Raw genomic sequence first — 12,779 nt, 5'->3', positions numbered from 1 at the left:
ATAAGGACATGCCTTTCAAAACGGATTTTGATGCCTTCATGAGTGAGTGTTGGCAGCATCACGAGGAAAATCCCGAACAAGTTTATGCTCAGCTAGAAACGGCTCTGAGCGAGGTGGAAGACGTTACCCAAATCGAGCGAATATTCGCATTGATGCTGCATACCGCTATTGGGCATCTCCAGTGCCCAGAACAGTTTCTTACTTGTTTAGAGCACTTTGATGAACGCAAGGTTGCTGAGAGTTTGGCATTTCAACGCAGTATTGCCGTTGCGCGCTATTTCGTAGATGGCACTGACAATATGGAATTATTGGAAGAGCAAGAACAACGCCGAGTTTACGCTTTGATTTCGAATGAACTTTCTGCACTTGCTCAGCTTGAACTGGCGAGTCAATGGTTGGTGAAAGCAGCGTTAGGAATGACGCCGAACGATGCAGAAGGGCCATTAGCGCGCGCTATAGCGATCACTGCAAACAACTTAGCATGTCAGTACGAAGCGCTGGCTGAGCGCACGTCCATGGAAAAATCGAAGATGTTAGAAGCAGCAACACTCGCGCTAGACTATTGGAAAGTGGCTGGGGGTTGGATGCAAGAAGAGCGCGCAGAGTATCGCTTAGCGATGAGCTTGCTTAAAGCGGATAAACCGCAAGAAGCCAAAGTGCATGCTGAGCGCTGTGAAGATATTTGTCAGCAACATGGTAGCGACGCGCTTGAGCTGTTCCACGCACATGACTTGCTGATGCAAGTACACTTCCATCTTAGCCAGAAATATAAAGCTAAATTGGATGAAGAGATGCAGCAGTACTGCAAAACGAGCTCGTTGACGTGATCTTAGCGTTGAATGAAAAAAGCCCCGAGCGACTGGCTGGGGGCTTTAGGGTTGTTGACTATGCAGCGATGATTATGCTGCTTGCGCTTTTGCTTGGTATCGTCCTGGTTTATGGTTCATCGCCAAAATCAAGTTCGTAGCGATGGCACCTAGAACAGATAGAGCGATAAGGTGCACATCTACAATGAACAGTGACATCACCACAATGGCACAATCTAACGCCATTTGAACTTTACCCGCTCGAACTCCAAAACGTTCCTGAAGGTACAACGCTAGAATGTTAAAGCCACCCAAACTCATTTTGTGACGGAAAATTACCAACATACCGATTCCAATCAGTCCACCACCCAAAAGTGCCGCATAGAAAGGTTCGATTCGTGAAATCTCAATCACATGATGCAGATGATCGACTGCAAAAGAGACAATCGAAACCGCAATAAAGGTATTGATAGTGAAGCGCCAACCCATGCGCATCACAGATAAAATATAAAAAGGGAGGTTAAGAGCGAAAAATATCTGACCAAAACTGAAGTCACTCACTTTGGTTAGGAAGATCGCCAAACCAGCCGTACCGCCAGTGAGCAATCCTACTTTGCTAAAAAATATCACCCCAAGTGACACCAACGCACTGCCGAGCGTCAGAGCCAAGAGGTTCTCTCTTAGGCTATGATCTTTGTCCATAAATTAATTTCCTTGGTTTAAAAACCGCGCCGGAGATAACACGTCTCACGGACGCGATAGACAGTCGCCAAAATAGCAACTAACAAATCGGCCAATAAAATGTCGCGAAAAGTGATGGATGTCGAGTTTTTGGACGAGATTATGATGATATTAACCTGTTTAACATAATGTACACAGATAGAAAAACAACAAGGAAAAGTTATGATTAAGAAAGTTGGCAACACCCAAATCAACACATTACATCGACTGAGTTGTCACTGTGGAAAAGTTGAGTTGGAACTGGCGTTACCCAATGGTATTGAGAAACCGAGACGGTGTGACTGTTCTATGTGTCGACGTCGTGGCGCGATTGTCGCATCTGTACCTTTGAACGGTATTCGTATTATGCAAGGCGAAGACGTCTTGAAGCAGTATCAATTTAATACACACACTGCGAAGCACTTTTTCTGTGGCGAGTGCGGTATTTATACGCACCATCAGCGTCGTTCTGACCCGAGTGAGTATGGCTATAATGTCGGCTGCTTAGAGGGTGTCAACCCATATGAGTTGGGAGCGATTGAAGTGATGGATGGCGTTAACCATCCATCCGACCGCTAGGTTGTGTTGCAAGTTAAGCACCTGATTGTCAGTGCTTTTAAGTAAATAAACCGCTATTCATCCACAAGTGTACCGCAATACTGGCGGCATAACCCAAGGCGATGACGGGAGCCCACTTTAAGTGGCCAAAGAAGGTGTATTGCCCACGCGCGGCTCCCATTAAAGCGACGCCTGCCGCGGATCCGATGGAAAGCAAACTGCCCCCGACACCTGCGGTTAATGTGACCAGTAGCCAGTTGCCCATCGACATGCTTGGTTCCATGGTCAGTACAGCAAACATAACCGGAATGTTATCGACGATTGCAGATAGGACACCAACCATTACGTTTGCCCAGACTGGGTTCCATTGCGTGTACATGACGTTTGAAACCAGTTCGAGGTAGCCAAGTAAACTTAAACCGCCAACACACATTACAACACCGTAGAAGAACAACAAGGTGTCCCATTCGGCTCGAGACACACGATGAAACACATCAAACGGAACCACTGAGCCTAAGCGCTTCAATGCCTGATCATCGCCATTGGCAATTGCCATAGCTGCTTTTTTTGCGAGTGAGTGTTTGAGAGTTTGGCGCAAAAAATATCCGAAAAACTGTAAGTACGCCAAGCCCATCATCATGCCCATAACGGGTGGGAAGTGCAGCACAGCATGGAAAGAGACTGCGGTGGCAATCGTCAGAATGAATAATGCGACAATACGCCTTGCCCCGCGTTTTAGCTCAACGTGTTGGTGAATCGTATTCGGTTTTGTGTTTGGAACAAACCGTGACATCAAAAACGCGGGAACCAAGTAGTTCACCAATGACGGTACAAACAACGGAATGAACTCAGCAAAGCTGACATGACCGGCTTGCCACACCATCAGGGTTGTAATATCCCCAAATGGGCTGAATGCACCGCCAGCGTTGGCTGCGATAACAATGTTGATACAAGCAAGATTGACGAACTTAGGATTATCACCAGAGACTTTCATCACTACAGCGCACATCAATAGGGCCGTAGTTAAGTTATCGGCAATCGGTGAAATGACAAAAGCGAGAAACCCCGTCAGCCAGAACAACTTTTTGAATCCAAAACCTTTACCGACCATCCACGCTTGTAAGGCATCGAAGAGTTTGCGTTCTTCCATTGCGTTGATGTAAGTCATCGCCACGAGCAAAAACAGCAGCAACTCGGCATATTCCAACAAGTTGTGTTCTAGTGCGGATTTGGCGATTTCAGGCTGGTTGTGCTGAGCAAAGGTGTAGCCAATCAGAATCCAAATTAACCCTGCAGCGAGCAGCACTGGCTTGGATTTTCTCATTTTCAGATACTCTTCCAACATAACCAGTATGTAAGCGATCGAAAAGATAATCAGAGCCGCGTAACCGACACCAGAATTAACAAGGTTCAGTTCATTGGTTGATGCAGCAAAGGTGGCGCTAGAGAACAACAAACAGCAGAAAGCCACAATTGGATAGATTGGCATAGACATTTCTCCTTTGTCTGGTTGGAGAAATATTAGCCACAAATGAATGAGTTAGTTGTGAGAGAGCTCGAATTAACAGTAGGAGTTAGGAAATGATAGTGTGCGCCACTATTTTCTGAGTGACGCAATGCTTGCTGCGCCGAATAAAACCGCAGCGGCATATAAACCGTAAGTTAACCAGTGACTAATCTCTAAAAAAGGAACGAGTCCTTGACCTGCCCACATACAGCCTCCGTTTAATGAGCAATGTTGTAATAGTCGAGCCAATTTAAAGGAAATGAACAATGTTTTTTGTGAGTGAAAGCAAATTCTGAAGGATTAGAAAGTCAAAAATTGGTCAGTGAGAGAGAAATCTCATTTTTAACTGGCTAGCTCTAACCCTTTTGAGTTAAAGCTAGCTATATCTAGAGCTGAATGCATTTAGCGTAGGAGCCATTTTTTCAACGGTGAAGTGTCAATTGCTTTCACAAGCAGTATGGTTGCAACAATCGTTGCAGGATAAATAAACACATCTTTCGCGAGGTGTTGCAGCCCGATAAATCCAGCGACATTCATCATGACAATTATGATAAGCAGATGGCTAACATATATTCCTAACACGCTAGGAGATAGTTTGAAGACCCAAGGCATGTCGCCAAAATGAGGGTGAGCCAAAAGCCACATAAAGACACCTACAGTCCAGATAACGGTACCGAATAGGAAGTCGTGCGAGTTGAAAGCGATGTCATGTTGCATCAGCCAGTAAGCTTCACCAAAATGCAGTGCCATGCCAAGAATAATGCATCGAACCGTATTGTTTCTCGACCACCGCCACTGCGCTTCTCGTGCGAAATAACCTAGAGCAACTAGCAACGTGCTGAAAAAAGGCCCGTTACGAGTAAAGAAAGGCGCTGGCAGGTCGGTAATGGTCGCGTAACTGCCAGCAAAGACCCCGTATATGTATAGCAATACTGCGGTTGGCAGTATCAGTTGCGCCATATTGATATGCACGAGAAAGGCAATTAACGCTACGGCAATGACCAGAGCCGGAATAAACCACAGATGAACGAGTCCGCCTTCGATGAGTGAATTGATCGGGGTTGACATTAAGTACCCCCAATAACCTTGCCTTTCGGCGAGATACCCAGCCTCAGCGACCGTCTGCCATTGGAATGGCATCAGTAAACTGATCATGCTCCAAATGAGCCAAACCTTCATTAACGGTTTGGCGTAGTTCTTAAGAGTATCAATAGGTGAGTGACTCAACTTCGGCTGGATTAGATAACCCGAGATGAGAAAGAACAACGGAACAGCAAAACGAGCCAGTTGGTTGAGCATATAGCCAACCCATGGTATCCCATCCCACTGCCAGTACGTCAGTGCCATCTGGCAATGCAAACCCACAATCGCAAGCATCGCAATGATACGTGCAAACTCTAAGCTGGCTATTTTTTGTTTCTTTGCCATTACATTGTTTACCTAAATAAAAAACTTAGGTGAAAATAGCAGGTTGTTACTGAAGTAATACGTGAAAAAGTCAACAGACTTGCGCTTACATTGAAGCTGTTTTGAAAATTAAGACTTACTTCAAACTTCTTAATTATTAACCTATTAACGCAATCAATACCTGATTCGTGAGTCGAAAATAGCACTGAATAATGGTTAGACCAGTTAACTCGAGATTGCAAAAAAGAACGATCGTGCTAAAAATAAGACTATGCAAAAAGGAAAAGTGACAAAAGAGTTTATTCTGCAGCGGGCTTTTGAGATCGCCAGCGAAGACGGATTAGAAAGTCTTACGATTGGAGAGTTAGCCAAGCAATGCGGTATGTCGAAAAGTGGTCTGTTTGCCCACTTTAATTCGAAGTTGAATTTACAGCTATCGGTGCTTGATCACGCCAATAAAGTGTTCGCTGATCGGGTTATTGAGCCTGCTCGAGAACTCGGGGATGGCAATATCGAGCGTAAAATTCGAGGGTTGCTCGACTCTTGGATGACTTGGAATCACGCATTCCAAGGAAGTTGTATGTTTCTTGACGCTTGGAATGATACGGCAGATAAAGATTGCCCGCTTCAGGCCGGACTGCGTAAATCCATAGACACTTGGCTGAGCTATTTGGAGATCCAAATAGCGAAAGGCAAAGAGAAGCAAGAATTTGCAGCAGACTTAGATACACGCCAAGCAACGTTTGATTTGTACGGTCTTTATTTGAGTGCGCATGTTTTTTACTCAATTAAAGGTGAGCAAGAAAGCTTGCGTCTGTTTTGGCAAGGGATCGACAACTTATTTTCTCGCTGGAAAGGCTAATATCGGTTATTCGCTTCCCAGATTCGTAGACATAAAATCACAAAGAGCGGCTGAGTTCGCTCTTTCTTATCAGCGTAAAAAAGCACGACCGTTCTATTTTGTGCAAAGCTGATAGTTAAGGACATGATTATGAGTGAAAAAATTTACTTTAATACATCGCAACGTTTCAGTATTAAGCGCAGTTTGGTGAACATTAGTACTCGGTTACACCATACACTGGCCCCGTCACATGCAAAGAAGACCGCGCGCAAGCTTCTTCTGACACCTGCTCGTACGCAACCTAAAAATATTGAACCTCAAGGGCTTATCAAAGGTGAAATTAAAGGGCATGCAGGCATCATCAAAACCTATACTTTGGGCTCTGGACCTATTTGGGTGCTAACTCATGGTTGGTCTGGCACGGCAAGTCAGTTTTATCCACTGATGGAACATATTGCGTCGAAAGGGTTTACTGCTTTGGCGTACGATCATCCGGCACATGGTGAGAGTGAGGGGCAGTATGGGCACATTCCGGGGTTTGTCAGAGGATTAGAAGATGTGTTGGATACGGTCGAGGATGTTGTTGGCCTAGTTGGGCACAGCATGGGCACCGCTTCTGCTCTTGAGTGCCGACACAGCAAATTAGAAAACAAGCCTTTGCTGCTTATTGCTCCGGTATTAAATTACGTAGAGAACTTATTCGGTAGCATTGCGCGTTCCGGTTACTCGATGAAGCTTTTTAATGCTGTGGTTTCAGAAGTTGAAGACCAATTTGGCTATCCGTTACAGTCCATTGATCCGATGAAGCGTTTGTCTGAGCGTCCGTCTCACACCATTATTATTCATGATGAGCAAGATAAGTTCACCAAATACAGTGTCTCGGCAAAAGCGGCTGAAGAGATTAAAAACGTTGAGTTAGTGACAACACAAGGTCAGGGGCATGGTCGAGTGATGAAGTGTGAGCAAGTCTTCAGTAGTTTTGACCGTTTGCTCGATAGTGCTTGGTAACCCTTACTTTTACTGATTGACTCGCTCCGTTTTGGGCTAAGTCGATTTGAAAGTAACACCTCAGATTTTTTCGTCTCTGGTGTTGCTCTCCTCGTTAAGAGGTTAAATCCAAAAAGGACAGCCGAAGCTGTCCTTTGTTTATTTAGCAGAACGTCTGCAAGGCTGAAATTAGTTACAGTTAGCTACGCCAACTTCTTTCCAAACGCCCCATTCGCCAGATTGGCTAGGATCGTCACCCTGAGTCCACCATTTCGCTTCCCACGTTTTACCTGCGTGAGTCACTTGGTTACCACCTGTGTACACTGCGCTCGCATCCCATGCGTTGTCACAAGTACCAGGGTTCGGATCGGTTGTGTGCTGTGCAACAACCACTGTCGCGTTTGCCGATGAAGACGCTTTACCGTCGCTCACACTTACAGTGAAGCTTAAGCTTGTGTCTTGCGGGTATTCCGCAGCAGTGAACGTGACTTTAGAGCCTTCAACCGTTGCATTCAGACCTTGAGGTAGAGTCCAGTTGAATGTCAGGGTATCGTTGTCAGCATCGCTAGACGCAGATGCATCTACAACCACAACGTCACCAGCGTTTGCTGTTGCTGGAGCAACAACTTGTGCTACTGGTGCGCTGTTCACTGGGTCAACAACACCTGCTGGTTTCACTGTTACTACAACGAGGTCAGATGCCGTTGCACCCTCGTTATCAGTCACCGTCAGCTTGAAAGTTAATTGCTCTTCAACAGTAACTTCTGCTGCATCAAAGCTTGCTTTCGCTGTGTTTGCACCTGTTAGTACCACTGCTGTGCCAGATACTTGTTCCCAAGCGTAGCTTGCGATGGTGCCGTCAGAGTCTTTTGACAGGCTGCCATCTAGAACCACATTTGCAGGACCTGTTACCGATTGATCTGCGCCAGCTGCGGCTGTTGGTTTACGGTTTGGTTGAGGAACAACACCACCAGCCATACCTTCGTGCATCGCGTTTAGAATGTCACCGTTATCCGCGTCAATTTCCCAAGAGAATAGACCAGCAAGACCAAGAGACTTCGCGTAGCTACCTTTTGCTAGCACTGAACGGTGGTCATCAAATGTGATCAACTCGCCCGTAGTACGGTTCCATACCCATGGTGCTTCTGCTTGTGCATCGTAGCCGTACTCGAAGCCGTTAATACCAGTGTTGTTTGCACCTAGCATGAATGACTTAATGCCTTTGTAGTCAATTACGCCATCTTCCCAAACACCTTGCGCTGTGCTGCCCTTCAGTTTACCTGTAGCAGTACCTGTCATTGGGTCGTTTGGATCGGTTAGCGTATCTGGAGTTACGCCTTCCCAGCCACGACCGTACATTGCTGTACCAAGTACTAGCTTGTTCGCAGGAACGCCTTGAGCAAGAAGAAGTTGGATGCCGTTATCTGCTGTGTAAGCAGGACCTTTGTACGGTTCGCCGTTCTCATCAACGCCACTACCGTCACACTGACCAGGACGCATGAATGAACCACAGTAAAGCGCAGTCTGGTGACCAGGAACGTTGTTCCAGCCGCCGTAGAAGTCGTAAGTCATTGCGAAGATGTAATCCATGTACTGAACCGCATCTGCGTAGTCTACGTCTTCAATCTTGTCGTAACCGACACCGATAGCGGACGTTAGCTCGTAAGTACGGCCTGTCTCAGCTTCTAATTCATCAAGCATTACGCGCAGTTCACGCATCAGTGCGATGTATGCTGGGCCATCGTTTACAGGGTCGCCCTTATCGGCTGCTGCACCGCCGCCGCCAGGGAATTCCCAGTCGATATCAACACCATCGTAGAATTTCCAAGTTTTCAGGAACTTCTTAACTGATGCGACGAATGTGTCTCGGTTTTTCTTGTCCACGAAATCGAAGAATGGGTCAGACAGTGTCCAACCACCGATCGATGGGATGATTTTTAGATCAGGGTTACGTTGTTTCAATGCCATTAGCATTGCGTAGTTACCCTTGATAGGCGTGCTGTATTCATGACCAGCTTGTGGGAAGCTCTTCTGATAAGCAGCCCAAGGGTCATGGATAACGACTTCATAATCAGGCACACCTGTACAAGCAGTTTGTAGCGCGTTGAAACTGTTGCCGCCAACAGACTTCACAGACTCATTTGGGCCACAAATTGGGATAAAACCGTAAAGGATGTGAGTCAAGTTGTCGACCGGCATATTATCGACGGTGTAGTCACGGCCATAGATGCCCCATTCAACAAAATACGTACCCATCACGACGCTTGGATCGGTATTGTAGGTTTTGTTGTTTGGATCAACATTCATCGTTAGTGGCTTCAGGTGAGAACCATCGGTATCTGCAATTGTGATTTCAGCTGGTGCGCTTTTCGCACAACCTGTCGCATCACATGCTTCGATTTCCATTTGGTATAAGCCACCTTGGCCGTATTCAAACGAAGCTGTTGTTTGGCTACCAGTGATAGGGCCGCTTGCTACTTTTACACCATCAAAATAGACGTTGTAAGTGTCACCAGGTGTGCCACTCCACTGGTTAAATTTAACAGTGATCTTCGCTTGCTCATGGTATTTCACCATGTCGTAGTAGCCTGACGTGGTTTCCATCGCGAGTTCAATTTTAGAAAACTGAAGGTTGTTGGAACCGTACATATCGATACTTGGTGCGGTTGGAGCCGCAACTGCAGCACCTGATAGCGCTAAAGCAACTCCAGCTGCACATAGGTTAAATCGAATCATAACTTCTCTCTCAATCCTTGGATTCATGTTCTACCTAGAACATAGGCTGCTCTTGCACCAGATAAGATGATTGGATTTACTCCACGTGCAAAAGCATCACACTCAGCATTTCAGAGAGTTTTTTTTCGTCAAAAAAAATTAAGACGGTTTTCGAGGCACTTGAGAGAACTTAACTAAAACTCGCACTCTGTTACACAGAAAGTGTCAGACTGAGTCAATAATTTATAAAATCTCAGCAGAAACTAAAATTATTGTTTACTCAGTAACGAGTTAGTTAAATGCGATGAAGGCCTTATTTTGTTGTTTATTTAGGTTTTGTTTCATTGATATAGAAAGAGAATTGAAAGGAAAAATAGCCGTGAAGACGTATTAGTCACGGCTGAAGTGTTCACTCAACGCGGCGCGACGTTTAGAGGCTGCACCGGTTTCTGAGCCCTGAACGGTATGCTCAAATCCTTTACGAATGAATCGCTGATCTGGAATAAGAGGCTCAATACGGCGTATTTGAGGTGAAAGATGAGAGCCCGAGATCTGATACGCTGTCTTTCCTAATCCGGTATTCAACGTGATGACCTTGCCATCGAATTCAAATTCCGTCGTAATAAGTCGATGGTTTCGGTATACCCCATCTTCAGTGAAAACGAGACGTTCTGTTTGGTAGGGTGGCGCGCCAATCTCAATCCATTCGCCGTACACCTTTTCCGGATCAATGTGCTCTTGATAGGAGAGGTGGATTTGATAGCCAAAAAACGTCAACAGACCCATCCCGAAGCAGACAAATGTACTCTTGAGGATTTTGGATTGGTGGCGAGCCAAAAATGAAAGTTTTGGTTCTTGTCGTGCTTTTCGCCTTCGGCGAGTCGAGTCCGTCATAGATCTAATTTTCTCCACTTTTTTAACATGGTGGAAACCTTCCTTTTTAAAAACAAACAATCCCGCCATTGAGACGACGAAACTATGATCTAATGTCCACTTTTACATTCAGATACACATCTTATTGATGGTTTTGTTGTTTGCTCACATTCATTACTTCGCAGTTTTTCTTGCTCGGTTTAGGTCGCCTGATTAATCCTCGCGAAAAGAGGTTCTCGCTCAGTAGCAAAGGATGTGCGTTATTACGTTGAGTTTAATGGCTTTCAAAGCTTGAGTAACGGAAAGAAACAAGGTAAAAAAGAGCGGACTTTTGATAAGGAAACCAATAATGAATATTAAGGAAAATAGCTATTTTGCTGGTAGTGTAAAATCACTAGGCTTTAACCAGAAAGATCAGGATGTTAGCGTTGGTGTGATGCTTCCTGGTGAGTACACGTTTGGTACTCAAGCACCAGAGCGTATGACGGTTGTAAAAGGTGCGCTTGTGGTCAAGCGTGTTGGCGAGAGCGATTGGACGACTTATCAAAGTGGTGAGTTTTTTGAAGTGGAAGGTAATTCTTCATTTGAGCTTCAAGTGAAAGAAGCGACTGCGTATTTATGTGAGTACTTCTAGCGTTCATTTGTTGCTCGTCATAAAACCACCTTCGGGTGGTTTTTTCGTCTATGTGCTTCACTTATAACGCATCTTTTTGGTTATTTGGGTATATACTTAATAAAAATGTACCCATCGACCAGGGAGGAAGTGATGGCAGTACAACGCAAGCATTCTGATCTCCCTCCTCGTTACGAGGACAAAGATCTCACCAATGAGCAAAGACAGCGCTTTACCGAAGTTGCCAATGCCGCTCATAAGAGACGTGAATTTTATCGACGTGCTCTAGGAAAGAGCTTAATGGGCAAAATGAAGGGCCGTGCGTTTAAAGATTACCCCACTCGTCAGCAAGACAAGCCGAACAGAACGTTGCAAGTAGTGTGGTTAATCGTATTCCTCGTTGTGGGGCTTTGGGTGATGCATGTGTTCGCTTAGTCATTAGCAAGCTTCTGGTACAGCTGGTGCATCAGATGTTGACTGTTCTTCCGTATTGCAGTGCTCATAAAAGGCGTACTGGTTTTTACCAGTATGTTTAGCTGCGTACATTGCTTTATCTGCACATCGAGTCAATTCAGACAAATCCTTTGCATCTTGCTTATAGATAGCAGCACCTACACTCATCGTTAACTCGTTAATCATATCGTAGCTTCGGTAACCTGTCGGAAACAGATTTACGATCCGTTTTAGGATGCTGTCGAGGTCATCTTTACTTTTTACATCGTAAAGCATGATTACAAACTCGTCGCCCGCAAATCGAGCGATGGAGTAGTCGTGTTTATCTGTTTTTCTGTCTTTGTTGCGAATGTTATTTTTTAATCGAGTGGCGAAGGCTTGAAGTACTTGGTCACCAATATCGTGCCCGTAGGTGTCGTTGATGTGCTTGAAGTTATCGATATCGAGAAAGACCAATGCGGTGATGCTGTCATCAGATGAGTGCTTGATTTCATCGAGCTTTGCGCGCGCCCAAGTCTCAAAGCTCCAGCGATTGGCAAGCCCAGTGAGCTGGTCAAAATATGCTAACTCCTCAATCCCCTCACGATACAGTGTTTGAATGTAATTGAGGACTTTCGTGTAGTAATACGAGAACGTGTGACACACAAACGCGGTCGCTATCAGGGTCAGCATCAATCTCCGCTCTATGATTTCTGTGGCTGTTGGCAGTCGATCTAAAAAAGCGACCCCAAAAAAGATCAGTAAAATGTAGGTGCCACTGAACAGCAGACCGACCTTAAACTCATTAATTAATACCAGAGTGGCGACAATAGGATATAGCCATAGCACCTTGCCTGACGGAGCGTCGTTATACAGAAGTAACAATAACCCTTCGAACATTAAGACAGCACTTAGCCATAAGTCGGCGTATTGATGGTGCCGCTGGACTTTTATTACATAACTGATTGCTAAGCATGCCAAGGCACACAAAGCATGGAAAAAGCTTAAACCCCAGTTATTCTCAAGTGATTGAGCAATGGAACCATAAGTTAAACAGGCAGCGGCGATACTGGAGCATAAAAAGACAATTTTCTTTTTTCTTGTTGAGCGGATGTCCGCCATTTCTTCTAAGCGCGCCCCAGCCAATGTCGACATTACGTATCCTTGCTTAATTAACGTGTACGCTTATTCTAGGCGGTATTTTCGCGATAAATAGAACAACAAAGTTTCCAAATGTGATATCAGTCATTTTTAGTGCAAAGCCATCAGTGTGATTTGGTGCGAGTGTTCAAAGAGGAATGGTGGCGCATGCAGGTTTTC

At 45.2% G+C, this 12,779-nt stretch carries 12 protein-coding genes; 6 read left to right on the top strand and 6 right to left on the bottom strand.

What is annotated here, in order from left to right; all coding sequences use genetic code 11:
* The first annotated feature begins 8 nt into the window (after positions 1-8).
* Entirely contained in the window at positions 9-827 is an 819-nt protein-coding gene (locus tag R7F64_RS00350; RefSeq protein ID WP_318071355.1) for a hypothetical protein, read from the top strand.
* Positions 828-899: 72 nt separating this feature from the next.
* Here the strand turns inward: R7F64_RS00350 and R7F64_RS00345 are convergent, their stop codons facing one another.
* Complete coding sequence (locus R7F64_RS00345) at positions 900-1,508, bottom strand: YitT family protein (protein WP_005374427.1); 609 nt, start codon at positions 1,506-1,508, stop codon at positions 900-902.
* 201 nt (positions 1,509-1,709) lie between these two features.
* On the opposite strand from R7F64_RS00345, the gene R7F64_RS00340 reads away from it, so the two are divergent.
* Positions 1,710-2,105, top strand: a complete 396-nt coding sequence (locus R7F64_RS00340) for a GFA family protein (RefSeq protein ID WP_053308033.1) — start codon at positions 1,710-1,712, stop codon at positions 2,103-2,105.
* Between the two features lie 37 nt (positions 2,106-2,142).
* Here R7F64_RS00340 and nhaD read toward each other — a convergent pair whose 3' ends face one another.
* Positions 2,143-3,573 (bottom strand): sodium:proton antiporter NhaD, encoded by a 1,431-nt coding sequence (gene nhaD / locus R7F64_RS00335; RefSeq protein WP_318071354.1) that lies wholly within the window; start codon positions 3,571-3,573, stop codon positions 2,143-2,145.
* A 420-nt stretch (positions 3,574-3,993) separates the two neighbouring features.
* Positions 3,994-5,019: an acyltransferase gene (locus tag R7F64_RS00330; protein WP_053303987.1), complete on the bottom strand. Its 1,026-nt coding sequence runs from the start codon at positions 5,017-5,019 to the stop codon at positions 3,994-3,996.
* Between the two features lie 250 nt (positions 5,020-5,269).
* Here R7F64_RS00330 and R7F64_RS00325 point away from each other — a divergent pair, with 250 nt between their 5' ends.
* Positions 5,270-5,860 (top strand): TetR/AcrR family transcriptional regulator, encoded by a 591-nt coding sequence (locus tag R7F64_RS00325; protein ID WP_005374416.1) that lies wholly within the window; start codon positions 5,270-5,272, stop codon positions 5,858-5,860.
* A gap of 129 nt (positions 5,861-5,989) precedes the next feature.
* Positions 5,990-6,847: an alpha/beta fold hydrolase gene (locus R7F64_RS00320; protein ID WP_065275584.1), complete on the top strand. Its 858-nt coding sequence runs from the start codon at positions 5,990-5,992 to the stop codon at positions 6,845-6,847.
* A 168-nt stretch (positions 6,848-7,015) separates the two neighbouring features.
* Here the strand turns inward: R7F64_RS00320 and R7F64_RS00315 are convergent, their stop codons facing one another.
* A complete protein-coding gene (locus R7F64_RS00315; protein WP_054578566.1) occupies positions 7,016-9,562 on the bottom strand; it encodes a glycosyl hydrolase family 18 protein in 2,547 nt (848 codons plus the stop codon).
* Positions 9,563-9,931: 369 nt separating this feature from the next.
* Positions 9,932-10,435, bottom strand: coding sequence for a DUF2850 domain-containing protein (locus R7F64_RS00310; protein ID WP_213886365.1), 504 nt, complete (start codon positions 10,433-10,435; stop codon positions 9,932-9,934).
* A 328-nt stretch (positions 10,436-10,763) separates the two neighbouring features.
* On the opposite strand from R7F64_RS00310, the gene R7F64_RS00305 reads away from it, so the two are divergent.
* Both R7F64_RS00305 and R7F64_RS00300 read left to right on the top strand, forming a co-directional pair.
* Positions 10,764-11,048, top strand: coding sequence for a pyrimidine/purine nucleoside phosphorylase (locus tag R7F64_RS00305; protein WP_005383244.1), 285 nt, complete (start codon positions 10,764-10,766; stop codon positions 11,046-11,048).
* Between the two features lie 132 nt (positions 11,049-11,180).
* A complete protein-coding gene (locus R7F64_RS00300; protein ID WP_025768744.1) occupies positions 11,181-11,462 on the top strand; it encodes a hypothetical protein in 282 nt (93 codons plus the stop codon).
* Positions 11,463-11,465: 3 nt separating this feature from the next.
* On the opposite strand, the gene R7F64_RS00295 is transcribed toward R7F64_RS00300, so the two are convergent.
* Positions 11,466-12,614: a GGDEF domain-containing protein gene (locus tag R7F64_RS00295; protein ID WP_017821033.1), complete on the bottom strand. Its 1,149-nt coding sequence runs from the start codon at positions 12,612-12,614 to the stop codon at positions 11,466-11,468.
* Positions 12,615-12,779: the final 165 nt, after the last annotated feature.

It is taken from the genome of Vibrio sp. Vb1980 (genome assembly GCF_033338615.1).
Lineage (GTDB): Bacteria > Pseudomonadota > Gammaproteobacteria > Enterobacterales > Vibrionaceae > Vibrio > Vibrio alginolyticus.
This window is presented reverse-complemented; position numbering and strand designations above follow the sequence as displayed.